The organism is Micromonospora sp. WMMD712 (assembly GCF_029581295.1).
Lineage (GTDB): Bacteria > Actinomycetota > Actinomycetes > Mycobacteriales > Micromonosporaceae > Micromonospora > Micromonospora carbonacea.
In genome coordinates, this window is sequence record NZ_CP120743.1 from 5,362,796 (window position 1) to 5,387,489 (window position 24,694).

24 protein-coding genes are annotated in these 24,694 nt (G+C 70.6%); 16 read left to right on the forward strand and 8 right to left on the reverse strand.

Features of this window, described 5'->3' with window-relative positions; translation table 11 throughout:
• Nucleotides 1–20 precede the first annotated feature (20 nt).
• From O7633_RS23340 to O7633_RS23350, 3 genes are read right to left on the reverse strand one after another with little or no spacing between them, the layout of a single operon-like run.
• Nucleotides 21–164 (reverse strand): FxLD family lanthipeptide, encoded by a 144-nt coding sequence (locus tag O7633_RS23340; protein ID WP_074475007.1) that lies wholly within the window; start codon nucleotides 162–164, stop codon nucleotides 21–23.
• 12 nt (nucleotides 165–176) lie between these two features.
• Nucleotides 177–1,412, reverse strand: coding sequence for a methyltransferase, FxLD system (gene fxlM, locus O7633_RS23345; RefSeq protein WP_278131589.1), 1,236 nt, complete (start codon nucleotides 1,410–1,412; stop codon nucleotides 177–179).
• Between the two features lie 23 nt (nucleotides 1,413–1,435).
• Entirely contained in the window at nucleotides 1,436–1,636 is a 201-nt protein-coding gene (locus O7633_RS23350; protein WP_278131592.1) for a hypothetical protein, read from the reverse strand.
• Between the two features lie 487 nt (nucleotides 1,637–2,123).
• On the opposite strand from O7633_RS23350, the gene O7633_RS23355 reads away from it, so the two are divergent.
• The 3 genes from O7633_RS23355 (at nucleotide 2,124) to O7633_RS23365 (ending at nucleotide 4,417) form a co-directional block, all read left to right on the forward strand.
• Nucleotides 2,124–2,810 (forward strand): AAA family ATPase, encoded by a 687-nt coding sequence (locus O7633_RS23355; protein WP_278131594.1) that lies wholly within the window; start codon nucleotides 2,124–2,126, stop codon nucleotides 2,808–2,810.
• Nucleotides 2,811–3,106: 296 nt separating this feature from the next.
• A complete protein-coding gene (locus O7633_RS23360) occupies nucleotides 3,107–3,544 on the forward strand; it encodes a hypothetical protein (RefSeq protein ID WP_278131596.1) in 438 nt (145 codons plus the stop codon).
• 195 nt (nucleotides 3,545–3,739) lie between these two features.
• Nucleotides 3,740–4,417, forward strand: coding sequence for a DUF1524 domain-containing protein (locus tag O7633_RS23365; protein WP_278131597.1), 678 nt, complete (start codon nucleotides 3,740–3,742; stop codon nucleotides 4,415–4,417).
• Nucleotides 4,418–4,704: 287 nt separating this feature from the next.
• On the opposite strand, the gene O7633_RS23370 is transcribed toward O7633_RS23365, so the two are convergent.
• Together O7633_RS23370 and O7633_RS23375 are read right to left on the reverse strand one after the other, a co-directional pair.
• Nucleotides 4,705–5,679, reverse strand: a complete 975-nt coding sequence (locus O7633_RS23370; protein ID WP_278131599.1) for a hypothetical protein — start codon at nucleotides 5,677–5,679, stop codon at nucleotides 4,705–4,707.
• Nucleotides 5,676–6,191: a sigma-70 family RNA polymerase sigma factor gene (locus O7633_RS23375; RefSeq protein ID WP_278131600.1), complete on the reverse strand. Its 516-nt coding sequence runs from the start codon at nucleotides 6,189–6,191 to the stop codon at nucleotides 5,676–5,678. The genes O7633_RS23370 and O7633_RS23375 overlap by 4 nt, the downstream gene beginning before the upstream one ends.
• A gap of 471 nt (nucleotides 6,192–6,662) precedes the next feature.
• On the opposite strand from O7633_RS23375, the gene O7633_RS23380 reads away from it, so the two are divergent.
• Entirely contained in the window at nucleotides 6,663–7,769 is a 1,107-nt protein-coding gene (locus O7633_RS23380; protein ID WP_278131601.1) for a DUF6244 family protein, read from the forward strand.
• Nucleotides 7,766–8,173, forward strand: a complete 408-nt coding sequence (locus tag O7633_RS23385) for an Imm1 family immunity protein (protein ID WP_278131602.1) — start codon at nucleotides 7,766–7,768, stop codon at nucleotides 8,171–8,173. Before O7633_RS23380 ends, O7633_RS23385 begins: the two co-directional genes overlap by 4 nt.
• 469 nt (nucleotides 8,174–8,642) lie before the next feature.
• Here O7633_RS23385 and O7633_RS23390 read toward each other — a convergent pair whose 3' ends face one another.
• Entirely contained in the window at nucleotides 8,643–9,200 is a 558-nt protein-coding gene (locus O7633_RS23390) for a hypothetical protein (RefSeq protein WP_278131604.1), read from the reverse strand.
• Nucleotides 9,201–9,351: 151 nt separating this feature from the next.
• On the opposite strand from O7633_RS23390, the gene O7633_RS23395 reads away from it, so the two are divergent.
• Both O7633_RS23395 and O7633_RS23400 read left to right on the forward strand, forming a co-directional pair.
• Entirely contained in the window at nucleotides 9,352–9,675 is a 324-nt protein-coding gene (locus O7633_RS23395; RefSeq protein ID WP_278131607.1) for a helix-turn-helix domain-containing protein, read from the forward strand.
• Nucleotides 9,676–9,866: 191 nt separating this feature from the next.
• Nucleotides 9,867–11,327 carry a site-specific integrase gene (locus tag O7633_RS23400; protein ID WP_278131609.1) on the forward strand — a complete coding sequence of 487 codons (1,461 nt, stop codon included), beginning with the start codon at nucleotides 9,867–9,869 and terminating at the stop codon, nucleotides 11,325–11,327.
• A 546-nt stretch (nucleotides 11,328–11,873) separates the two neighbouring features.
• On the opposite strand, the gene O7633_RS23405 is transcribed toward O7633_RS23400, so the two are convergent.
• Entirely contained in the window at nucleotides 11,874–12,983 is a 1,110-nt protein-coding gene (locus tag O7633_RS23405; protein WP_229406605.1) for a pyridoxal-phosphate dependent enzyme, read from the reverse strand.
• A gap of 298 nt (nucleotides 12,984–13,281) precedes the next feature.
• On the opposite strand from O7633_RS23405, the gene O7633_RS23410 reads away from it, so the two are divergent.
• The 5 genes from O7633_RS23410 to O7633_RS23430 are packed head-to-tail and all read left to right on the forward strand — an operon-like array spanning nucleotide 13,282 to nucleotide 19,622.
• Nucleotides 13,282–14,796 (forward strand): ABC transporter substrate-binding protein, encoded by a 1,515-nt coding sequence (locus O7633_RS23410; RefSeq protein ID WP_043961692.1) that lies wholly within the window; start codon nucleotides 13,282–13,284, stop codon nucleotides 14,794–14,796.
• Nucleotides 14,793–15,758 carry an ABC transporter permease gene (locus O7633_RS23415; RefSeq protein WP_052503623.1) on the forward strand — a complete coding sequence of 322 codons (966 nt, stop codon included), beginning with the start codon at nucleotides 14,793–14,795 and terminating at the stop codon, nucleotides 15,756–15,758. Before O7633_RS23410 ends, O7633_RS23415 begins: the two co-directional genes overlap by 4 nt.
• Entirely contained in the window at nucleotides 15,755–17,611 is a 1,857-nt protein-coding gene (locus tag O7633_RS23420) for a dipeptide/oligopeptide/nickel ABC transporter permease/ATP-binding protein (protein WP_052503624.1), read from the forward strand. Before O7633_RS23415 ends, O7633_RS23420 begins: the two co-directional genes overlap by 4 nt.
• Nucleotides 17,605–18,402: an ATP-binding cassette domain-containing protein gene (locus tag O7633_RS23425; RefSeq protein WP_229406606.1), complete on the forward strand. Its 798-nt coding sequence runs from the start codon at nucleotides 17,605–17,607 to the stop codon at nucleotides 18,400–18,402. The genes O7633_RS23420 and O7633_RS23425 overlap by 7 nt, the downstream gene beginning before the upstream one ends.
• Entirely contained in the window at nucleotides 18,399–19,622 is a 1,224-nt protein-coding gene (locus tag O7633_RS23430; RefSeq protein WP_278131616.1) for an ATP-grasp domain-containing protein, read from the forward strand. Before O7633_RS23425 ends, O7633_RS23430 begins: the two co-directional genes overlap by 4 nt.
• Here the strand turns inward: O7633_RS23430 and O7633_RS23435 are convergent.
• On the reverse strand, nucleotides 19,619–20,356 hold the full coding sequence (locus O7633_RS23435; RefSeq protein WP_043963881.1) for a class I SAM-dependent methyltransferase: 738 nt from the start codon (nucleotides 20,354–20,356) through the stop codon (nucleotides 19,619–19,621). The genes O7633_RS23430 and O7633_RS23435 overlap by 4 nt on opposite strands.
• Nucleotides 20,357–20,454: 98 nt before the next feature.
• On the opposite strand from O7633_RS23435, the gene O7633_RS23440 reads away from it, so the two are divergent.
• From O7633_RS23440 to O7633_RS23455, 4 genes are all read left to right on the forward strand, one after another.
• Nucleotides 20,455–21,465 carry an enolase C-terminal domain-like protein gene (locus O7633_RS23440; protein ID WP_052503625.1) on the forward strand — a complete coding sequence of 337 codons (1,011 nt, stop codon included), beginning with the start codon at nucleotides 20,455–20,457 and terminating at the stop codon, nucleotides 21,463–21,465.
• A 67-nt stretch (nucleotides 21,466–21,532) separates the two neighbouring features.
• Nucleotides 21,533–22,270, forward strand: a complete 738-nt coding sequence (locus O7633_RS23445) for a class I SAM-dependent methyltransferase (RefSeq protein ID WP_043961694.1) — start codon at nucleotides 21,533–21,535, stop codon at nucleotides 22,268–22,270.
• Nucleotides 22,267–23,448: an MFS transporter gene (locus tag O7633_RS23450; protein WP_229406608.1), complete on the forward strand. Its 1,182-nt coding sequence runs from the start codon at nucleotides 22,267–22,269 to the stop codon at nucleotides 23,446–23,448. Before O7633_RS23445 ends, O7633_RS23450 begins: the two co-directional genes overlap by 4 nt.
• Nucleotides 23,445–24,602 carry an acyl-CoA dehydrogenase family protein gene (locus O7633_RS23455; RefSeq protein WP_278131622.1) on the forward strand — a complete coding sequence of 386 codons (1,158 nt, stop codon included), beginning with the start codon at nucleotides 23,445–23,447 and terminating at the stop codon, nucleotides 24,600–24,602. Before O7633_RS23450 ends, O7633_RS23455 begins: the two co-directional genes overlap by 4 nt.
• Nucleotides 24,603–24,694: the final 92 nt, after the last annotated feature.

Below are 24,694 nucleotides of genomic sequence, written 5' to 3' on the forward strand. Positions count from 1 at the left end.
GCCCGGAAGGTGAAAGCCTGTTACCTGCCGCCGGAGCAGGCGTTGGAGCCCGTGTTGCCCGAGCCGCAGTTGTCGTCGGTGTTGGTGGCGTACCCGCTCGCGGCGGGTCCGGCGTCCACCAGGGTGACGTCTAGGTCGTACTCCTCGAGTTCCTTGGTGTCCACTCGCTGTCCTTCCTATGCGGGGGTGAAGGTGAGGACGACACGGCTGTGCCGCTTGTCCAGCACCGTCCCGGCCGGCAGGTCGCCGTCGGGAGTACCTGCGGCCAGGACGTGCAGCACCGGCGAGGGCTGGCCAGCATCCACCCACGCGCGCATGTGCCCGACGAGGCACCCCGCCTCAGCAGGAGCGTCGGGCCCGTGCGCGCATGCGCCCAAGTCGAACATGTCCTCGGTCCAGCGCAACGCCGACCGGTAGGTGAACGTGCCCTCACGCAGGACGGCGGGCGTACCGAAACGCCACGCGGGAGCGACGACTCCGGCATCGACCGCCTCCTGCTGCGCGGAGAGCACCACGAACTGACCCGCCTCGTCGGCGAGCCGGGCCGCCAGCCACAGGTCCAGGTCGGCCAGAACGGTGCGAGGCGGCAGGCTCACCCCGGCCCACGCCTGCTCCCGCCGCTGCGTCAGCAGGCCGCCGACGGATTCCGGATCGACCCGCTGACCCTCGTCCAGCCGCAGATGGACGCCGTCGGCGATGTCGACGTACCGCATCTCGTGGGCGCCGGCGCCCTGCATCGCCACGAACCCACACAGCCGCTGGCTGTGGCTGACCAGCCGGTCACCAACCCGTCGCAGCGCCCACGACCGGGTCATCCCGAACGTCCGCAGCGGCGCGACGAGCACACCATCCTCCGCCAGCTGCGCCATCCACGCCGGAGGAATGTCCCACGCACCGGCCGTCACGATGATCAGGTCGTAGCGGCGGACCGGCCCGATCGGCTGCTCCGCGTCCGCGCACACAACCGTGACATCGCCGTAGCCCGCTGCCGCGAGGCACGCCACGGCCCGCGCGGTCACGTCTGGGTCGATGTCCACGGTCCGCACCGAACCCGACGGGCCTACCAACTCCCGCAACAGCGACGCGTTGTAGCCACCCGATCCGACCTCCAGCACATGCCGCCCCTGCAACCCGCCGAGGGCGTCAGCGGCCTGACCGAGCATCTCCGCGATCAGCCACGGAGCCGACACGGAACTGACGGTCTCGTCGCCGCGCCGCTTGGTGATCACTGCGGTGTCGCCGCGGTACGCCTCCTCCACCGCCACCCCCGGCGTGAACAGCTCGCGGGGAACCGCCCTCAGCGCCGCCTCCACCTCCGGCCGCATCGTCAGCCCCTTCGCCGCGTGATCAGCGATCAGCTGATCAACCATCGCGGCACGAAGGCCCTTACCGCTCACCGTGTCGACACTCATGTACGCGCCACTCTCCCCATCACTCACAACCACACCGCCGGGACGCTCTTGCTCATCCACCCGAGGATGAACACGACCTCGGGACACCTACACCAGCCCGAAGGCGCACGGCCCTCGCGGAACCAGGCCACCGCGCCGAAGCGCCCCTTCATCGAGAAGTGGTGCCGACGGTTGAGGCCCGGGTCATGTCCATCACTCAACGCCAACTCAACGATGTCGACCATCCTCGACATGGAACTTCGACACCGCGTCCAGGTGCCGGTACACCCGTCTCCCGCGAACGTGAGGCGTCTGGCCACGCTGCGAAATGCCACAGAATCGCGACCTACCACCGCGCCCCTGGGCTGGCTGTCATGGACGGCCTACTCCGTCATCTCCGGCAGACCACAACGCGCCTTCACCGTCCTGGGTGACGGCAAGCACGGCGTCGGACACACCACCGCGACCACCGCTGCCGCGAACCTCACCGACAGCGCCCACTCCCTGTCCCTGACCACGCCACGGACCTGGGCTGCGCCAATGGGAACAGTCGCGACGGCCCGACGCCGCATGGTTCAACACCAACCTCGTCCCCAACCACGAGGAGAACCTCTCTGGCTGGGACCTGCATCACCGCCGGAACCAGCCAGTAAGGCACCCAACCCTGTCACACCGGCCTGATCGAATATGCGCACGCCGACGCCGTAGCACCGTCGCATGAAGGGGTACCTGATGCCCACGTCTCGCCCCGGGGACCTTGTCCCACCCACGCTCGTGATCATCCGCGGCAACTCCGGCAGCGGGAAGACGTCGGCGGCGCGGGAGGCGCGGCGCCGCTACGGCCGCGGTGCCGCGCTCTTGGAACAGGACTACCTACGCCGAACCCTGCTACGCGAGCACGACACCGCGCACATCAACCCGGTCGCGCCGGCGTTCATCACCGCGACCGCCCGCACCGCCCTCGACCTGGGCTACCACGTCATCCTTGAAGGCATCCTGCACACCGAACGCTACGCCGACGCCCTGCACCACCTCATCGACCACCACCCCGGACCAACCGCCGTGTTCTACCTCGACGTGTCCTACGACGAAACCGTCCGCCGCCACCTCACCCGCGCCGAACCCATCCCCGTCACCCCCGACGAGATGCGCCACTGGTACACCCACCGCGACCTACTCCACACCCCCACCGAAACCGTCATCCCCGAAACCAGCACCCTCGACCAGACCGTCGCCACCATCCTGCGCGACAGCGGCCTCACCACCGCCGTACCCCGCACACCCTGCCCACAACGCTGCCAACACTGCTCCCGCGAAGCCGACAACAGCCACCGCCCCCTCCGTAGCCCCACGGGCGCACCCCCGCCTACGGAGGCTCGACCACCAGCAACCGACCCGGCACGGGTCACGCTTCCTTGAACTCCGCCCAGTTCTGGCACCCGACCGCTCGCGATAGCGGGATCTACCTGCAGCGACGCGTCGACGATCCACGCAGCTACGACTCCACGGGAAGTGACAGCGTTCGCCGCCTGGCCCAGCCCGTTGCAGAGCTCAAGTCACACAGAGGCCACGCGCAGCGCAAGCCAAGAACGGGCCTTCGTGAAACCTGACCACTTCGAAGGCTGTCGACGTCCGATGCGGTGAGTGGGTGATGCGTAACTCAACGATGGCAACGGCTTTGCCGATCTTCGGCAGGGGGATTCGTGTCCCGACCAGTGTGGGAGCAGCTCGACTCGCTCGCCCTCAGCGACGGAGTGTTCTGCGTATCCGTCGAGATCGAGATGCAGCCACGGCTCAACCTCTGGGGCCATCCTGAGCAGCCCGACCTGCGCGAACGGCTCGCCAACGACAGGCCCCATGGCATCGGCGGCAAGAAGTTGCTCCGTCTGCTCTGCGTGCGCCACCGGATCCAGAACAACCTCCCCCGCATCCCGGTCTGGCTGACCTTCGTCGAAGGACGCCACGGCCCGATGTTCCGGCACGAGGACGGCCGCTCACCGTGCCCGGAGCACGAACCCGAAACCGATACCCACAAGCGCTCAAGGAACGCAAGGCCCGCACCTGGGAGTCCGTCGGCGGCACCGTCGAGGTCGAGGTGTGACGGCCGCGAGCGCGCCGCCGCCCCGACGTCCTGGCCATCGGCCCCGACCTGACCGTGGCCGGGGAGACCCGGCACTCCAAGGCCCGGGTTGTCACCGCGCTGGGTGGATGCTGGGCGACGCCTCGGTATGGCCGTCGGGCTCACGCGGCGCGGTCGGCCTTCCCGATTCTTCACAGCAACGCCATCCCACCGCCACGTAGATCGATGATGATCAGTCCGCCTGTTGTCGTTGATCTGGAGGCATGAGATGACACGACCGACTACGAAGACGCCCGGGCTCACACGACCCCGTGTGCGCGCCGTGACGCTGACACTCGCCACGCTCGTCGGTGCGTTCCTCTCGACCACCAGCGTGGGCACAGCGGAGGCGACGCCACCGGGGATCCCCTCCAAGGCGACCGCGCAGTCGCAGCTCAATGCCCTCGCCGTCGCCAACGAGGGTTCCACCAGTGGCTACTCCCGCGACCTGTTTCCCCACTGGATCACCATCAGCGGCAGCTGTGACACGCGCGAGCAGGTTCTCAAGCGCGACGGCACCTCAGTCGTCGTCAACACCTCATGTCAGGCCACATCAGGCCGCTGGTACAGCCCTTATGACGGGGTGACTTGGACTGCCGCGTCGGACGTCGACATCGACCATGTGGTCCCCCTTGCCGAGGCGTGGCGCTCCGGCGCGAACTCCTGGACGACCAGCCGCCGGCAGAGCTTCGCCAATGACCTGTCACACCCGCAACTGATCGCGGTGACCGACAACGTCAACCAGTCCAAAGGCGATCAGGACCCGTCGACATGGCAACCATCGCTGTCGTCGTACCGCTGCACCTACAGCAAGATGTGGATCACCGTGAAGTACGCCTGGGGCCTGCGGCTGCAATCGTCGGAGAAGTCTGCCCTGCAAAGCATGCTCAACACCTGCTCGTCCTGAACCGCCCTACATCTCGGCGTCGGCAGCCCCGGGAGCGGGGCTGCCGACGCCAGAATGCGCACGGCCCCGCGCCCAGTCACGGCTGTAGAGCGTTCGAGCTCGTAAAGGGAACTCGGACCAGACCCGGAGGGGTGTGCCCGCCGATCGAGGCGGAGAGGGCACGGCGGGACGGAACGGCAACGCTGCTGACGCGGTGGCCCCGCACGCTCGGCCCGGTGATCGTCGAGTGGATCACCTAGCCTTGCTCGATGCTGCCCCGCCGGCCAGCGCCGCCGGCTTGTGCGCCTTCACCCCGCGCGGGCTCGTATCGGCACGTCTGGTCGTGCCCAGTTGTGGCGTGAGATCGCTTCCTTGGTCTCGACGTCGAGGTCGAGGATGTCCAGCTCTGCGGCGTCTCCGAGTTTCAGGAGGGTCATGATCCGGGTGATCACCGACCGGCGTACGGCGCGTCGTTGCGGGGTGCTGTCGTGTGCGCGTAGGTGATCGCGCATCTGTTGCCACGCGTCGGGTTCCACGCTGCGGGGGGCGAGGGTTCTTCCTCTGGCCAGGAGTCGTCGCCAGCGTCGTCGGGGTTGGGTCTCGGTGGCGGCGATGTCCGTGACGACGTGTTGCAGGAGCCGCATCTGCTTCTCGACCTCGGCGCGTTGTCGCGCGAGGTCGTTGACCTCGTGGCGGGCGGCGTCGATGATCACCTTCACATCGGCGCGGGCCTGGCGCAGCAAAGCGGCTGCCTGACGGCGGGCGCCGCTGATGATCTCGTCGGCTTCCTCTGTGCCGGCGGCCTGCGCCACGGCTGGGCAGCAGTCGAATGCCAGCGGGGTAAGAGGCGCCGGGTCACCGGCGTCGTGGGTGCGATAGCCGGCCTTCGCGCCGGCCTGGTACCACCGTCGTGCCCGCGCCAGGTCGTCGTCGGGTGTCGACGGGGTGTCGATGCTGGTATTGGCAGTGACGACGGAGCGGTACTCGAGCAGCATCGCCAGGCGTACCGCGGCGTCTGCGACGTCGTGGACGGCGGCGATGTGTAGCCAGTGCTCGGCTTGGTCCCGCCGTCCGTGAATCTGGTAGTGCACGCCGAGTAGGTAGGCCGCGGTGCCGAGTTCGGCGTCCGCGATGGTGTCGTCCATCTGTCGGCGCTGAAGCGGGTCGGCCGCGCGCTGCGCGTGCAGGTGCAGGACCCGACGGGCCTCCACCGAGGTGTTGCGGGTCGATCGGGGGCCGAGGCAGGTGTCTACCGCATGTTTCAGGTCGTCTGCGATGCTCACGCGCTTTTCCCTCCTTCGGTGTCGGCCCTGGCGCCAGCCAGCCGCTCCTGCAGGGTGCGTAGCCCGCGGGCCTTGTGGGTCTTGAGTGCCGACACGCTGATGCCGAGGATCTCCGCAGCGGCGGACTGGTCGAGATCACATAGTTCGGTCAGCACCACGACCTCCCGTTGTCGCGTGGGCAGCCGACGTAGCGCGGCGAGGAGATCCAGCTGCTGGTCCAGGTCGCGAGCGGGGCCAGCGGGCAGGTCGTCTGCCTCCTGGCGCTGTTCCAGCGAGTCCATCTGTACTGGTATAGCGACTCGGCGGGCAAGTTGTTGGCGGGCCAGCCGGTACATGAGGATCTCCGGTCGGGTGTAGCGGCCCCAGTAGTGGCGCACCAAGATCATGACTTCCTGCACGACGTCTTCCGCGGCATGCCGGTCGCCGGTCCAGGCCGCTACCGCCTTGAACAGCTTTCCTCGCCACGCTGTGTAGAAGGAGATGAACTGCTCGTTCGCTTCATCGCTGGTCACCGTCCGCATCCCACGCCCGCGCCCCCAGCAGCCAGACGGATCTGATCCGGACGCCGAAGCCCTTGGCATGACCTGCGCCAGTCGTGGCGGGCAACGAGACGGGCGCACTGCTTCGAACTGTGCATGCCGCCGCACCACGGTGTACCACGCACGGACATCCTCCTCGGGGACGTGAACGACGTGAATCGTCGCTACCCAGAAGAGGCTCACAATCAGTGGCAAGGTCTACACCGCCCGACAAATCGTGATCTCGCTGTGACAGAGCGCGATGATCATGGGCTGCGATCCAGAGCCACTGGTGCCCACTGGCAGAATCCGGAGGGCTCCTGACCGGAGCCTGCAAAGGCTCCGCGCCCTGGTCGTGGCGACACGATGCCAGGGTCGTCCGCTTGGCCTGGCGTTGTCTTGTCTCCATGCTGATCTATAGCCTCGAAGCAGTGGGGCATGAGGGCCGGCGGGTGAGGACGGGTGATGTCGCTGATCGACGACATCATCGGTGACCTGAAGGCGATGGCCGCCGGTGTCGCCAGTACTGAGCAGCACGTGCGGGCGATGAACGACGCAGTGGAGCAGATCGCCGTCCGGGCCGCGGCCGCCGGCTTCACGGCGGTCGCGGCAGGGCTTACACCGGTGCGGGGCGTTCTCGGGCAGGTGCAGGCGCAGCTGACCTCGATAGGTGGTGTCCTCGGCGAGACGGCGCGTGTGGTCGCGGCGGTTCCGCAGCAGTCCTCCCCGCAAGAGGTCACCGCCGTGCTGGCGTCGGTGGCTGCGGCCCTCACGGTTGTCGACAACGGCATCGCCGCGTCGGCGGCGCAGATCGGGCAAGCGCAGCAGCACGTTGTGGGCGCCTTGCGGGGAGGTCAGCCCGGCCCGACGCTGGCGGGCCTGCAGAGAGTGAACGACCTTCTCCACGTCCTTCGAACCCGTGGGGAGGCCGCGCGTCACGCCGTCAACGCCGCACTGACGCAAGCCCACCACGTCGGTGTGCTCGCCGCCTCGGCTACAGGCGGCGATAACGCGTCCGCCGTCCAGCCCGCGCCCGTGTCACCCGTCCACCCCACGGGTCCGCCCCCTGGTCAGGGATCGGCATCTGATGGTGGGCAGAACACCTTCCCGGCACCAGTCGACCCCGCCTGGCGGCAGGTCGATCCTGGCGCACTACCCGACACCGTCCGTGCCACCGCTGGCTCTCTGCCTCCTCGGCCGGCGGGCAGCACCCGTCCCACCCAAGGATTCCTCGACGGAATGCCGGTCACGTCCGGAGGAGGCGACCGGTCCTTGGCCGCTGACCTCGTCCACGACCCGCTACGTGGACCCCCGGTCACCTTCTACGACCACGTCGAGTCAAAGGCCGCCGCGCACCTGCGCCGCGTTGGCGGCGGCGAGGCGGACCTTGCCATCGACAACACCGTCTGCGGCACCAACGACCGAGACCAGGCCTACCCCTGGACGTGTGACAAGATCCTGCCGGCCATCCTGCCCGCAGGAAGCCGCCTACGGGTGTGGGTCACCCGCGACGGCGGCACCACCTGGTGGCACCGTGTCTACACCGGCACCGGAGAAAGGATCAGCCGATGACCCCGCTGCTACGCGACTACCACGGGCACCCCTACGACCTGACCAGCCCGGACGAGGCGGGACGCCGCTTCGACGAACAGGTCACGGCGATCATGCCCCACGGAGAATGCGGGCAGACACTCACCATCGGCACCGCCAACGGGCCGGTGTTGCGCATCGACATCGACGTGGACGCCGACCGGGCCGCACTGCGGTGGCTCCCCGACGGCAGCCACGCCACCGGCCTCGATGCCGACAGGCCGATCACCGTGTACGAGTCGCCCGACACCGGCCTACGCGACATCCCCGCCGAGCTGGCCCGGGTAAACACCGCAACCGCCCGCAACGCCGTCATCGAGTACGTCACCTCAGGCCAACGACCCACCAGCGTGACCTGGGTCCACGAAGAGCTGCCCGCCACGTAGCGCGTGGTCCCAGCGTTGAGCTTCGCTGACGTCTGTATCGATGCTGTGCCTGCACGTCCCCGACGAGCACAGTATGGGTCAAGGGCGGGGCACCTAAGAGCGCTTCGTTGATCTGACGGATCCGCACGTCACGGGACTTGACCGCCGCAGCCGCTACCCCGCATGTTCTGCGCTGTCAGTGATGGCCTTGTCAGGCTTTGTGAGTGGGCTGTGAGGCTGGGAAGTGTTCGCCGGAGCTGACAGAGCCCGGTTTGGGGGTGTGAGCGCATCGTGGTCGGCGAGCTGGCCGGCAGTTGGCGGGCCGATGTGGATCACCTCAGCTTGCCTGGTCAGTTGCCGCAGCGAGTGTCCTCGCCCCCGCGCCGGGGTCTCATGGCTCTGCGGTCGCGGGCAGAAAGTGTCCGACCCGGTCGCCGTGTTTGTCGACATCACCTCTAGCTGTGGCGCTGGGCGGATGTGTGGTGTTCGGTCATGACGGTTGCCGGCTGTGGCTACCACGGTCGGGTCCCCACCCGGGCAGGATGGGTGGCAGGTCGGCCAGGGGGTTGCTGGGTCGTCTTGGCGCGGGGGATCCGTTGTCGCCGTCCCAGCGGCGGCCGTACTGGTCCGGTAGGTCGCCCCAGCCCTGGTACGGGGTGGGCTGGGTGGCCACGAGGCCGAGTTCGTCGAGTGGGTCGATGCGGTGGTCGGCGACGCTGCAGAGGTGGGTCCAGTCGTCGCCCATGTCGAACACGTAGGCGAACTGGTCGCCCGGTGCGAGTCGGCTCAGTGTGGTCCTGTCGCTGTCCATCGCGCCGTCCGGCATGTCTTCCCAGGTGCGGAAGGAGCAGACGGGGGTCTGGTCGGCGAGGGTGAACAGACGTAGGTGCGCGAGGTCCCAGCGGGCGAAGGCCAGGTCGATGGCGGCGCCCAGTTGCTCGAACGTGTGCGATCTGGCGGCGGCGAGGATCCGGCCCGGCCGGGGCCAGTAGTCCTCGCCCCGCCCGGAGACGAGTTCGACCCGGATCGACAACCACGTCCTGGCCACCGTTGACCTCCCGCTGCCGCTGGCCGACCACGCTACCGCCGTGTCACGGCCCGTACGCCAGGACACGCCTCGCACCGCTCGCACCCGGCGTGCCGCGCCGCCGGGTGCTGTCACCACGTCACCGCGAGTTTCTTCAGCAGGGAGATCGATCATGCGATCGCCACGACGAACCCGAACCGCTACGCCCGCCGCCGGTGAGGCGTCCCGCTGTGAGGAGCGGCAACCCTGGACCGTCGAGCGGATCCGCGCGCTGGGTCCGAGCACCGACCTCGCGACGGCCGCCGCGATCCTGGGCATGTCCCGGTCGGCCGCCTACAAGCTGGCGCGCCGCGACGCGTTCCCCACGCCGCTGTACCGGGTCGGTGCCCACTACCGGGTACCGACCGCGCCGATCCTGGCCATGCTGCACCTACCGCATCCGACCGACACCGGGCCCGGCGAACGGGCCGCTGACGACTGCGGTGACCCGCCCTGACCGCCTCACCGTGTCAGCCACGTCCCACGGTGCCCTTCGGCCTCGCCGGGGCCGGAGGGCGGCCCCGCCGGCCGCAGCGTCGACCCTGTCGGCGGCCGGTCCGTCGATGACTTGATCGTCGCGGCGTGTCACGCGTGGATGTCGATCGACAAACCGATGCCGCACCCCCAACCCGAGGAGCACCACACGCTATGCCAGACGGGAGCATCTTCAAGCGCTGCGGCTGCCGCCATCCCGATACCGGCAGGCCGCTGGGCAACGACTGCCCGAAGCTGCGTCGTCCCAACAAGGCCTGGAGCTTCGAGCACGGCCACTGGGCCTACCAGCTGGAACTGCCGGCCACCAGCGACGGCCGCCGTCGGCAGTTGCGCCGGTCCGGGCTGTCGACCCGCCGCGACGCCGCCGCCGAGCTGGACCACGCGCGGGCGCTGCTCGCCCTCGCCGTCGGGGACCGGCGCCGCCGCACCGAGATCGCCGACCTGCTGCAGACCTGCGTGCGCGCGGGCCGGCCGCTGCCCGAGGTGGACCGGATCCGGCAACGGCTGCGCGGTGACGGTTCGCTGGCCGACATGGTCACCGTCGGCGAGTACCTCACCGAGTGGCTCACCCACCTCACCGTCGATGACAACACCGCGGTCGGCTACGAGTCGCTCACCCGGGTGCACCTGATCCCGCACCTCGGGGAGATCCCGCTGGACCGGCTGCGCACCGGCCACATCAGGGCCATGTTCGCCGCGATCGAACGCCGCAACCAGGAGATCCTTGCGGCGAAGTCCAGCGCGGACCCTGACGTGCGCGCCTCGGTCGTGGGTGTGCGGCCCACCGGCGCGTCGACCCGGCAGCGTATCCGCGCCTGCCTGCGCAAGGCCATCAACGACGCCCTCGCCGAGGAGGTGATCGTCGGTTCCAACCCCGCCGCGCTGGTCAAGGTCCCCGCCGACCGGCCTGTGCCGATCGTGTGGGAGGCCGAACGCGTACACCGGTGGAAGGACACCGGGAAGGTTCCCGGACCGGTCATGGTGTGGACCGACGAACAGGTCGTCGCGTTCCTCGACCACGCCCGCGAGCACATGCCCGACCTGTACCCGATGTGGCACCTCATGGCCTACCGGGGCCCCCGCCGTGGGGAGGCGTGTGGGCTGCTCGACGCCGAGGTCCGCCTCGACAGGCGCGAGATGACGATCAACCACCAGATCGCCAGCCACGGCTACACGCCGGTACGCAAGAAGCCCAAGAGCAGGGCGGGCAACCGCGACCTCGCCCTCGACGCCGAAACGGTCAGGGTCCTCGCCGCCTACCGGGCCCGCCGCGCCCAGTGGCGCCTCGCCGCCGGCGAGGCGTGGCCCGACACCGGCCTGTTCTTCGTCCGCCCCGACGGCCGGCCGTGGCATCCCAGCGGGGTCACCCAACGCTTCCGCAGGCTCGTCCGCCAGGCCGGGTTCCCACCGATCCGCCTGCACGACCTGAGGCACAGCGCGGCCACCATCGCCCTCGACGCCGGAGTGGACATCAAGGTCGTCTCCGAACAACTCGGCCACTCCACCACCACCCTCACCCGCGACACCTACCAGAGCGTCACCAGGAAGATGCGCCACGACGCCGCCGACGCCGTCGCCGAGAAGATCCAACAGAACCGGCCCAGAACCGCGTAGCCGTCCGTTATCGGAGCCGACAAACTGCCGGCGTCGCCGGACTGGCCGTGGGAATCTGACCCTCGGCGGCGAGGCGACCTTCGAGCGACTGCGTCTGGGCGACAGTTCTTTCCGTGCCCTAGGACTGCGTAGTTCTCCGTGTTGGCCTGGGTGTGGTCCGTTGGACAGGGCGTTGATCCTGTGGTCCATCATCCTCGCCGTGGAGGGGCTGGTGGTGCGCCTGCTCGGCTGATCGTTGCCAACGGCCCTCTCGCCTGGATCGAGGTGCTGTTGGTGATCCTCATCGTCGCCGCGAGCTGTCTATGGCAAGAGATGGCCCGGTGAGAGCACCGCTCCTACCGCTGCAGACCCGCCCGGACGGCGTCGGCAGGAAGTCCTTGCGGCGGGTCGCGTCGACGGGCCGGCACCGCCGACGGCAAGCTGCTGCAGCGTCCTCCCATCACCGCTCTCACCTTCCAGGCCACGGGTTCCAGGGATCCGTCAGATCTCCACTGTCGAGGTCCTGCACGACGGCGACCTGTCCGTGCCAACCGGGCTGATGACTCCTCAGCATCCCTGTTCATGATCGGGTGCTCGGTACATCTCCGGGTAGGGACGTGAAACGGTGCGGGTGGGTAGTGCATGGTCCGGGTGGGCGCGCCGGTCCCAGTCCATGGTTGACCATGGGAATGCCAGGTCTGTGAGGGCGTCGATCTCGGTGGGTTTGAGCGGGGCCGGGTCTAGGGCCTCCTCGTGCCGGGCGAATACCCGGTCCACGTATCGGTGCCCGGTGTCGGCGCCGATGACGAGGTGCTCGCGTTCGGGGTGACGCTGTGCCTCCCACGCTGCTGCCAGGAAGGCCGCTCCGGTGGACAGGCCAGCGAAGACGGCGTGTGTCCGCATCAGGTCGACCGTGCCGGCCATGGCGTAGTGGAACGTCAGCCAGTGCAACCGGTCGTAGAGGTCGGGGCGGACGTTGTCGAAGGGGATGGCGCTGCCGATGCCGGCGATGATGGCCTCGGGGTCCTGGAAGCGCTCGCTGCCGAAGCTGACGCTGCCGAACGGCTGGACTCCGACGAGTTTGGTCGACGGGTCGTGCTGGCGTAGCGGCTGGATCAGGCCGGCGCTCGACGCGCCGGTGCCGACGCTGGCCACTACCGTCAGGGGCCTTCCGGCAAGCGCGATGCGTACGAGGCCGGCCAGTTCTGCGTATCCCAGGTAGTGGTTGGGGTCGTGGTACTGGCGCATCCAGTGCATCTCGGGGTGGTCGTGCAGCAGTTGGCGTACCCGCGCGACCCTGCGGTCCTGATCGAGGCGCAGATCGGATTCGGCTGGCATCTGGTCCACTGTCGCGCCGAGGATTTCCAACTGCGACCGGATCGTCGGTGTCACGGTGGTCGAGGCGACGATGTGGCAGCGGAGGTCGTAGCGGTGGCAGACCATCGCCAGGGCCAGGGCGTAGATGCCGCTCGAACTGTCGACGACGGTGTCTCCCGGCCGCACGGTGCCGTCGGCGAGCAGGGCCCGGACGGCGCCGAGGGCGGCGTAGATCTTCAGCGTCTCGAACCGGACGAGCATGGTGTTGTCCGACAGGCGGATGAGGCGTGGCGTCCTGAGGGCGTCGGTGACATGGCTGTGGACGGTCGTGACGGCTTCGGGCGGGACCGTGAATGGCATGGGTGGTCGTCCCTCGTGTTGTGCCGCTGGTGGGGGCGGCGGAGCGCGGGCATCCAAGGCCAGTCATCTAGGTCGATGTCTAGCGCTTCGTTCAGGTCGCGTCCACGGCCGTGCCGGTTCCGGTGCACAGGGAATCTTCGCGAATGACGAATTGACCGATCTCGGGGGAACCAGGGGCATTGTGCCGCCGACTACTTCAGCGGTGGCCGACGAATCGCCGCCGAGCCGTCTGGTCAGCGTCCGCCCAGGAGAGCCCGTGTCACGACTACGCCTGCTCGCCCCCCTCGTAGCGTCGATCATGTTGGTCAGTGCGTGCACCGTCGACGCCGGTGCCGACGACGCCAGCTCCACGGTGCTGCGCATCGGCCTGAGCGGGGAGTCCGGCGCGCTGGATCCGCACGCGTTTACCGGCAACTTCCTGCTGCTCGACGCGATCTACGAGCCGCTGGTCACCTACGCGGAGGGCGGCAAGCTGGAGCCGGGGCTCGCGCAGTCGTGGACCGTCGCCGAGGGCGGCAAGCAGGTCACGTTCGACCTGCGCGACGGGGTCGCCTTCAGCGACGGGACGCCACTGGACTCCGCCGCCGTGAAGTGGAACTTCGACCGGTGGATCGGCAACAAGAAGTTCACGTTCTTCCGCGCCTCGCAGATCATCTCGGCCGTGGACACCCCGGACGCGGACACCGTGCGGCTGACGCTGTCCGAGCCGTACGAGCCGCTGCTGCAGGAGATGTCGATCGTGCGGCCGGTGCGGCTGCTCAGCCCGAAGTCCGCGACCGCGAGCGGCGAGTTCCACAACCCGGTCGGCACCGGGCCCTGGAAGGTGGAATCTCAGTCAGCCACCGGTGTCACACTGGCCCGCAACGACGCCTACTGGGGGGCGAAGCCGAAGCTGGAGAAGCTCGAGTTCAAGGTCATCCCCGACTCGCAGGCCCGCATCGACGCGCTCGGCAACGGCGAGCTCGATCTCATCGGCGGCTCGTACCTGGCCCCGATCACGCCGGTGGAGGCCCGGTCGCTGGCCGACCGCGCCGACGTCGCACTGCTCACCGGCGCGCCGGACGTTTCGATCATCCTCGGGTTCAACGCGAAGGGCCCGGCCGGTGACCGTGCCGTCCGCGAGGCGGTCCGGCAGGCGGTCGACACCGCCGCCCTGGCGAAGGCGCTGCTGCTGGGCTACGGCGAGCCGGCCCGGCGGGTGTTCCCGCCGGGCGTCCCCGACTCCGGCACCGACCTGCCGGTCGTCGTCGACCAGGACGCCGCCCGCCGCACGCTCGACGCGGCCGGCTACACGCCCAGCGGCGACGCCCGCGTCAAGGACGGCAAGAAGCTCTCTCTCAAGATGCTCATCCCCGCCGCCCCGGCCGAGGGGCAGCTCGACCCGCGCGCCATGGCCGCCGCGATCGCCGCGTCCCTCAATGAGGTCGGTATCACGGTCGAGATCGCCCCGGTCGACTCCGCCACCTACTACGACGAGCGGGCCGAGGGCGCGTACGACATCACGTTCTTCGAGGGGCTCGGCGCGCCGTACGACCCGTCCGGGTCGATCGTCTCGCTGTTCACCTCCGGTGCCCGGGCCCCGCTGTGGGCGACCCCGGCCACCGAGGACCTGGTCGACAAGGCGCTCTACGCCACCGCCCCGGCCACCCGCAGCGCGGCATACCAGGCGCTCTACGATGCGGTGGCCGCCGACGCGGGCTTCGTGCCGCTGGTCTACCGGCCGCGCCTGTGGGCCGCCCGGGACGCCGTCAAGGGCTTCGCGGTGCCGCCCACCGACGTCGACCTGGAGCTGACCGGAGTCACCGTCGAGTGAGGGTCCCCGATCGCCTGGTCGCCGCCGGTGGATACGTCACACGCTGGGCCGCCGACACCGTCGGGGTGCTGCTGGCCATGTCGGTCGGCACGTTCGCCCTGGTGCTGCTCGCCCGTGGCGACCCGGCGGCGGTGCTCGCGGCGACCCGGGCCGGACGACCGGCCACGCCCGAGCAGATCGAGGCGGTCCGCGTCGAGCTCGGCCTCGACGATCCCGCCCCGGTGCGGTACCTGAGGTGGCTCGCCCATGCCAGCACCGGCGACTTCGGGCTGTCGCTGAGGACGAACACGCCCGTGGGACCCGAGGTCGCCGACCGGCTGGGGGTCACGTTCGGGCTGGTCGCCGGCTCCGCGACGGTGGCGCTCGTGGTCGGGGTGGCGGTCGGCGTCGCCGGGGCGGTGCTGGGGCGTGGCGCGCTGCGCGGTGGCCTGCGGGTCGGCGCGCTGTTGGTCACGTCGGTGCCGGCGTTCTGGCTGAGCTACCTGTTGGTGTTGTTCCTGGCGCTGCGTCTGCACCTGGTGCCGACGTCGGGGATGGCGGGCCCGCGGACGTGGATCATGCCGATGGCGGTGCTCGGCCTGCCGGCGGCCGGAGTGCTCAGCCGGGTCGTCGCGGTCACGCTGCGCGAGGCGTTGGACCGGCCGTACGTGCGCGCGGCGCAGGCGCGGGGGAGCAGCCCGCTGTCGATCGTGCTCCGGGACGGCCTGCCCAACGCGGCGGGGCCGATCCTGTCGGTGGCGGGGTTCGGCATCGGCAGCCTCCTGGTGGCCACCGTCGTGGTGGAGAAGATCTTCGGCTGGCCCGGCCTCGGGGCCTACTTCGTGCAGGCGGCCGGGGCGCGGGACGTACCGGCGCTGCAGGCCGCCGTGCTCGTCATGGGCGGGGGGTTCATCCTGGCCAACCGGTGCGCCGACGTCCTGCACGGCCTCATCGACCCGCGCGCCCGCCGGAGCTCGTCGTGAACCGCGGCAGGGTGCGGACGACGCTGGTCGCGGTGCCGCTGGTCGTGTTCGCGGTGGCGGGACTGCTGGCGCCGCTGATCGCCCCGGCGGACCCCACCGCCAACGACCTCGCGGCCGGTCTGGCGTCGCCGTCTGCCGAGCACCTTCTCGGCACCGACCAGCTCGGCCGCGACCAGCTCAGCCGGCTGCTCTACGGCGCGCAGATCTCCCTGGCGATCACGGCGGCGGTGCTGGCTATCTCCCTGACCGCCGGTGCGGTCGTCGGCACCGTGGCCGGCTACGCGGGCGGTTGGGTCGACCGCGTGGTCTCCCGGGTGATCGACGTGGTCGTGTCACTGCCGGGGATGCTGGTGGCGCTCGCGGTGATCGGGGTGCGCGGCCCGGGCGTGGACAACCTGATCCTCGCGCTCGCGCTGTGGTCGTGGGCGCCGTACGCCCGGATCGCGCGGGCTCGCGTCGCCGGCATGCGCGGCAGCCCGCACCTGGACGCCCTGCGCCTGCTCGGCGCCGGTCACGGCCGGATCATCGGCCGGCACCTGCTGCCGTTGGCGCTGGGGCCCTGCCTGGTCTACGCCAGTACGGACGTCGGCACCGTCGTGCTCGCCGTCGCCACGCTGAGCTTTCTCGGCCTCGGGGTCGCCCCGCCGTACGCGGAGTGGGGCCAGATGCTCATCGAGGGGCGGCCGTTCCTGGCCTCCGCGTGGTGGCTGGCCTACCCGCCCGGTGTCGCGATCACGGCCGTGGTGTTCGCCAGCAACCTGCTCGGCGAACGGCTCGCGGCCGGTGCGGAACGACCGTCGATCATCCGTCTGGTCCGCCCGGGACGGATCCGCCGCGCCACCCGGTCGGCCGCGTCCCCCGATCCGGGCACCGTGCTGCGGGTGCGGGACCTGTCCGTCACGTACCCCGACGGCAGCGCTTCCCGGCGCATCGTCGCCGGCATGTCCTACGAGGTGCGGCGCGGGCAGGTGCTCGCGTTCGTCGGCGAGACCGGCAGCGGCAAGACCACGGCCGCGCTCGCGCCGTTCGGGCTGCTCGACCCGAGCGCGACGGTGACCGGCTCCGCACTGCTGGGTACCCACGAGCTGATCGGTCTCCCCCCGGGCGAGCGGCGCCGGATCAACGGCCGCAGGGTCGGCGTGGTCTTCCAGGACAGCGGCGCGTTCCTCAACCCGTTGCGGACCATCGGTGCGCACGTCGACGAGGCCGTCCGCAACGCCGGCCGGGGCGGACGGCGGGCCGCGACCCGCCGGGTCAGCGGGGAGCTGCTGCGGCTGGCCGGCCTGCCGGATCCGGTGGCGGTCGCCCGTCAGTTCCCGCACCAGCTGTCCGGCGGCATGCGTCAGCGGGCGCAGATCGCCATCGCGCTCGCCGGTGAGCCGGAGCTGCTGGTCGCCGACGAGCCGACGTCCGCCCTCGACGCGACGGTGCAGGCGCAGCTGCTCGACCTGCTGGCGCGGCTGCGCGACGAGCTGGGCATGGCGATGATCATCGTCAGTCACGACCTGGTGGTGGTGTCGCGGGTCGCCGACACCGTGGCCGTCGTGTACGGCGGCCGGATCGTGGAATCGGGCCCGGCCGCCAACGTGATCGACAAGCCGGACCATCCCTACACGCGCGGGCTGCTGGACGCCGTGCCGCGTCCCAGGACGGCGCCGGGCACCCGGTTCCGCACCATGCCGGGCCTCGCCGGAGGCGGCCCGGACGACCTCGCCGGCTGCGGCTTCGCGCCCCGGTGCTCATCACGCCAGGACAGCTGCGAGCACGAGCCCCCGGCCCTGCAACCGCTGCTTCCGGCGACCGCGCACCGGTCGGCGTGCCTGCACCCGCCGACCAGGGAGGACTCGTGCTAGCAGTCGATCGGGTGACCGCCGGCTACGGTGCCACCCGGACGGTCGTCGAGGACGTCACGTTGCGGGTGGCGGCCGGTGAGATCGTCGGGCTGGTCGGCGAGTCCGGCTGCGGCAAGACGACACTGGCGCGGGTCGTCACCGGCCTGCACCGCCCCCGCACTGGGACGGTGCACCTCGCGGGCGTCGACGTGCACGCGTTGCGGGGCCGGGCGTTGCGGGCACACCGTCGTCAGATCCAGATGGTGTTCCAGGATCCCTTCCTGACGCTCAGCCCGCGGCACACGATCCGGCAGGCGATCGCCGAGCCGCTGCAGATCCACCGGATCGGTGACACCCGGTCCCGGTCCGCGCGGGTTGACGAGCTGCTGGACCTCGTCGGGCTCGACCCCGCGCTGGGCGACCGCCGCCCCGCGCGACTCTCCGGAGGGCAGCAGCAGCGGGTGGCGATCGCCCGCGCGTTGGCGTTGCGACCGCGGCTGCTGATCTGCGACGAGCCGGTCACCGCGCTCGACGTGTCGGTGCAGGCGAAGGTTCTCAACCTGCTCTGCGACCTGCGGGACCAGCTTGAGTTCGGTTGCCTGTTCATCACCCACGACCTCGCGGTCGTCGCGCAGCTCGCCGACCGGATCGCGGTCATGAGGGGCGGTCGGATCGTCGAGCATGGCCCGACCGACCAGGTCACCGACCAGCCCGCCCACCCCTACACGCAGACCCTGCTCGCCCTCGGCATCAACGATGGATGTCGATCCATGGGAACCCTTCGCCCCACCCGCCCGACCTATCCATCGTGACCATCGCGTGCATCGAGATGCTCTCCTTCGGCCTCGCCCACCTCGCCAGGGCCGCCCACTCCTGCGGTGAGCGGCTGGCGCTGCTGACCGGCGTCGAGCCGCTCTACCTCCACGAGCTGGCCACGCTGCCGCCCGGCACCATCGACGTCATCCCGGTCGACACGCACGACCGCCAAGCGGTCGGCAAGGCCCTGCGCGCGATCGGCGACCTGCGGGGGCTGATCAGCTCGACGGACACCTGGGGAGTGACCGGCGCCGAACTCGCCGCCGAGCTCGGCCTGCCCGGCATCGACCCGGCGACGATCCGGCTGGTCCGCGACAAGGCCCGCGTCCGCGACCTGCTGCACCGCAGGAACCTGAGCCGGGTCGTGCCCTTCCCGGTGGACGACGCGGCCACGGTGAGCCTCGACCGGCTCGCGTCGGCGGTCGGGCTGCCCGCCGTGGTCAAGGACACCGCCGGCACCAGCAGCGCGAACGTGTGGCTCGTCCGCGACGCCGACGACCTCGCCCGCCTCCGCGGCGAGGCCACGGACGCGGCGCTGTTCGGGAGCCTGTTCGCCGAGCCGTTCCTACCCGGGCCCGTCTACAGCGCCGAGACCGTGACCTGGGCCGGGCAGACCAGGCTGCTGGGACTGTCGAGCCGGCTCATGTCGGCCCAGCCGTGGTTCCGGGAGGACGTGACGGCGTTCCCCGTGGCGCTGCCACCCGACGAGCTCCGCGAGATCGAGGCGTGGGCCGGCGCGGTGCTGGCGGCCCTCGGCTACACCGACCGGTTCGCGCACATCGAGATCGCCATGACCACCGACGGTCCGCAGCTGATCGAGGTGAACCCCCGCATCGGCGGCGCGCTGGTCGGCGAGGCGATGTGCCGCGCGCTCGGGGTCAACGTCTACGCCGGCCTCGTCGACCTCGCGCTCGGCCGTCGCCCCCGCCTGCTCGACGCGGCCCTGCCCGGCGGTCCGGCGGTGGCGTTCGTCCTGGCCTACCCGCAGCGGGCCGGTGAGCTCGTCGCCGTGCAGGGGATCGATGACCTGCACCGCTATCCGGGTCGGCCGCGCTGGTATCCGACCAAGGCCATCGGCACCCGCATCGCGCACGTCGCCGACGGGCGTGGCTACGCCGGCATCGTGCTCGCCGAAGGACCGACGGCGGAGATCGCCACCCACCGTGCCGTCGCCGCGGCGGGCGCGGTCCACGTCCGCACCCGCCAGTCGTGCTAGCCGCGTCGGCCGCGGACGATCAGCCGCCGGGCGTGGTTGTCGAACGGCTCCCCGTCGAAGCCGCCGAAGCAGTCGACGTCGGTGAAGCCCGCCTCGCGGAGCATCCCCTTGAGCTCGGCGGCGCTGTAGAGCGCGTGCTCGACGACGGCCGTGCGCGCCTGACCGTCCCGGACCAGGAGGAAGTCGTCCCGGAACCGGGTCCAGCCGGCGAGGACCGTGCCGCGCACGACGAGCGTGCCACCATCGACGTCGACGATCTTCGGGGCGAGGCCGTCGCGGGCCGCGATCTCCTTGCCGTACAGGTCGATGAGCGCCCGACCGCCGGGCTTGAGGCTGGCCAGGACGTTGCGCAGCACCCGCATGTTCTGGTCGTGGTCGGCGAACAACCCGAACGACGTGTACATGCTGATCGCGAGGTCGTACCGGTCCGGCTCGACGAACTCACGCATGTCGGCCCGGACGAGCCGGATGCCGACACCCGCGGCGGACGCGGCCGTCACGGCCCGGTCGAGCAGCGCCGCGCTGAGGTCCACGCCGGTGACCGCCGCGCCCCGGCGGGCCAGCGGAATCGTGTACGTCCCCGGCCCGCACCCCAGATCCAGCACGGCGGCCCCGGCCGGCACGCGCAGCAGCGGAGACATCGACACCCGCGCCTCGGCCTCGGCGGCACGCTCGGCGGAGAACATCACCTCCCCGAACCCGGTCCACAACGTCTCGTCCTCGAACCACTCCATCACCACTCCATCCGCCACCGTTGATGTCCGCCGCGTCTGATAGTCGTCGCCGGGCCTGCTCTGGTTCCGGCAAGCCGCACAATCGGGAGGACTCGCCCATGGAACTGTCCGTCCGCCGCGAGACACTGCGGCTCATCGAGGTGGTGCGCAGCTCCCGGGGCGAGATCGACTCCGTCGGGACCTGCATGGTCACCCTGACGCACGACGGGATCACCGCCTTCGGCGAAGGCACACCGGCCGGCTACGACGGCGTCACCGCCGACGACGTCGTAGCGGCCATCGACGCCGACGCGGCGGCGGTGCTCGGACGGGACCTGCGGGACCCGGAGGACGTCCTCGACCGGATCGGTCGGTGGGACGCGCCCGCAGGTGCCCGGATGGCACTCGACGGCGCCGTGCACGACTGGATCGGCAAAGCCGCCGGGCAGCCGACCTGGAAGCTGTCCGGCGCGGCCCGAACGCTCGGACCGACCGTCTACACGATCTCCATGGCGGGACCCGAGGAGGCGGCGAACGCGGTCCGCAACGCTCCGGCGGTGGGCGCCTTCAAGGTGAAGGTCGGCGGCCCCGGCGACATCGCAGCCCTCGAAGCTATCCGGGCGGTCACCCCGCTGCCGGTCCGCATCGACGCCAACGAGGCGTGGGACCTCGACACCGCCCGCGCGCTCACCCCCCACCTGCGGCGGCTCGGCATCCAGTTGATCGAGCAGCCGTTCCCGGTGACCGCGATCGACGACTACCACCGCTACCGGGAGGTGCCCGACCGGCTGCCGGTCTTCCTCGACGAGGGATGCACCGACGAGGCGAGCGTCCATGCCGCCCGGTCGTACGCCGACGGTTTCGTCGTGAAGCTGTGCAAGGCCGGCGGGATCCGCGGCGCCCGGCGGGTGATGCAGGCCGGCCGGCGGGCCGGGCTCGGCACCATGATCAGCTGCATGTGCGAGTCGGAGCTGGCCATCAGCCAGGCCGCGCAGCTCGCACCGCTGGCCGACCACATCGACCTAGACGGCCACCTGTACCTGCGGGAGCCACCCTTCCGGGGCCTCGGTCTGGAGAACGGTCGGATCGTCCTGGGCGACGCACCCGGACTGGGCGTCGTGCCGTCGTGAGGAACTTTCCCGGTCATCGATACGACATGTCGACAGGACGCGGGGCGCCGCGCGATGGGAGGCCACGGTGAGCTGGTACGAGGATCTGTCCCTGTGGTCCGGCTTCTCGGACGTGCTCTTCTCCGCCGAGCGGGCCCGGCACGCCGCCGACCTGGTGACCACCTCGCCGCTGTTGGCGTTCCCGCCGGAAAGCCGCGTGCTCGATCAGGGCTGTGGCGTCGGCTTCTTCGCGGTGCCGCTGGCGCGTCAGGGCCACCGGGTGACCGGCGTGGACCTCCACCGCGAGCTGCTCGACCGGGCCGAAGCCGAGGCGGCCGGGACCGGGCCCGGGGCGTCGTTCGTCCGCGCGGACGTACGCGAGTACGTGTCGCCGGACGCGTTCGACGTCGTGGTGAACATGTACACGTCCTTCGGGTACTTCGACGAGCACGACGACAACCTCCAAGTCCTGCGCAACGCGTACCGCTGCCTGGTGCCCGGGGGAACGCTGATCGTCGACCTGTTGAGCAAGGAGGTCTACGCCTCCTGGGTGGGGCCCCCGAAGATCGTCGACGTGCCCGGCGGCATGGTGGTCATGCGCGACACGATCCTCGACGACTGGACCCGGTACCGCACCGACTGGACGCTGGTCCGCGGCGACCGCGCCGAGCACACCTCGCTCACCTGCTGGGTCTACAGCGCCGCGGAGCTGACGGACATGGTCGCGCAGGCCGGGTTCGAAAAGGTCGAGTGCTTCGGCGACTTCGATGGCGGGCCGTACGACGGCGGGGCCACCCGGCTGATCGTCCGGGGAACCAAGGCGTGACCGGCATCCGCCGGTTCACCCGGGTGCAACTCGCGCTGCTCGGCAGCGGCTTCCTCGTCAACCTGATCAACTTCTCGGTGTACCCGTACCTGGCGGTCCTGCTCCGCGACCGGATGAACCTGGGCATGGACCAGGTGGGTGTCATCCTCGGGCTAGCCACGTTCGTGCAGTTCGCCGGCGGGCTGCCGGGCGCGGCCCTCGCCGAGCGGCTCGGCCTCCAACGGTGCCTGCTCGCCGCGATGGTGCTGCAGACGCTCGGCTCGCTGGGCTTCCTCGCCGGCGGCGCCTGGCCGGCGCTGACGATCGCCGCGCTGTTCCTGCGCTCGGCGGCCTCGGCGGTCTACTCGCCCAGCGTGCGGGGCTACACGGTGCTCGGCGCGACCCCGGACGAGCGGCCACGGCTGGTCTCCGCGAGCTACGCCACGGGCAACGTCGGCATCGCGCTCGGGCCGGTGGCGGGCGCGCTGTTCATCCACGACCCGACCGTGATGTTCGCCGTCGCCACCGTGCTGCACCTGGCGATGACGATCGGGCACGCATTCCTGCCCCGGGAACGACGAGCCGACCACGAGGTGGTCGAGCCGCTGCGCCGCGCCCTGCACGGGATCGCGGTGCTGCCGTTCGCCGTGACCGCCCTGACCCTCTACCTGCACATGCACTTCTACCAGTATCTGTCGTCGTACGCCGAGGGCCGGGTGCCGGCCGTGTTCTACGGGTCGGCCATGATGGCGTACTCGCTGCTCCTGGCCGTGATCCAGCCGCTGATCTCCCAGCGGGTCGAGCGGATGCGGTACCCGCACGCGATGGCCCTCGGCTTCGGCGGCCTGGCCGTCGGCATGCTCGCCTTCACCGGAGGCAACGAGATCGCGGTCGCCGCCGGCGTCCTCGCCATCGGCGCGGGCAACTCTGTGATCTTCCTCAAGAACACCCTCGAAGCGCTCGCCCGCACCGACAGATCCCCCACGGTCGTCTTCGGCCAGCAGCGGCTCGCCGAAGGCGCCGGCGCGTTCCTCAGCGGCGTCGCGGGCGGGGGCCTCTACCAGCTGTTCGAGTCCGCCGGGAACCTCGCCGGCTTCTGGCTGGCCATCGCCGCCCAGTGCCTGCTGCTGCCACCGGTCGTGATCCTCGCGGACCGGATGCTCCGCCGCCCCACACCCGAACCGACAGGGGTGTCATGAACCCGGCAGAAGCGATCACCACCGCCCACACCGTCGCCGAGCGGCTCCGCGCGGACGCCGTCGAGCGGGACCACGCCAACCAACCCCCGCACGCCGAGATCGAACTGCTGCGTGACAGCGGCCTGCTCGCCCTCGACCCCGACGACCACCCCACCACACACGCCGTGACCCGGATCGTGGCGGCCACCGACCCGTCGATCGGTCACCTCCTCGGTTACCACTACCTGCACCTGTGGCGGGCCACGCTCTACGACAACGCCGAGCTGGCGACCTCGCTACGCCAGGAGGCCGCCACCGGCCGGGTGTTCGTAGCCGCGGTCAGCAACCCACGCGACACCATCACGGCCACCACGACCAGCGACGGACTCCGCGTCTCGGGCCGCGGCGCGTTCGCCACCGGCTGCGCCGTCGCCGACCGCCTGCTCGTCAGCGCGATCCGCGACGATCACACGGCACGTCTCGTCGTCGTCATGCACGGCAGCTGCAGTGGAGTCTCGCACCCTCCGGACTGGGACAATCTGGGCCAACGCCTGACGGCGAGTGGAAGCGTCGCCTTCGACGACGTCCGGGTCAGCCAGGGCGACGTGCTGGGCACCTTCCCGGCCGACGAAGACGAGTCCAGCCCCCGCCACCTACGCCTGTCCCTGGTGTCGCTGGCCTTCCAGGCAGTCCTCACGCAGGTCCTCGTCGGCATCACTGCCGGCGCGATCAACGAGGCCGCCAGATACACCCGCGAGCGTTCGCGCCCCTGGCCCGCGAGCGGACTCGGGCAAGCCGTCGACGATCCCCACGTGCTGACGGGCTACGGGGAGCTCACCGCAGCCCTGGACGCGGCGCACCTCCTGGCCGACCACGCGACCCGCGCCCTCACCGAGGCCGACGCCCGCGGCCCCGCCCTGACCCCGACCGAACGCGGCCGGACGGCACTGACCGTCTCCGCCGCGAAGGTCGCGTCCAGCCGACTGGCCACGGAGGCGACGAGCAGGATCTTCGAGTTCACCGGCGCGCGCGCGACCGCCCGCGCCACCGGCCTCGACCGGTTCTGGCGCGACGCCCGCACGCTCACCCTGCACGATCCTGTCGCATACAAGGCCCGGGAACTCGGCGACCACCTTCTCACCGGGCGGTATCCACGCATGACGGCACACAGCTGACCGACCCCCGGCATCCGGCGGTGGTCCGACAGAGAAGACCGCGGTGAGGAGCCTGTCGACGCGGGTCGTTCAGATCCGGTCACCGGTGTGGT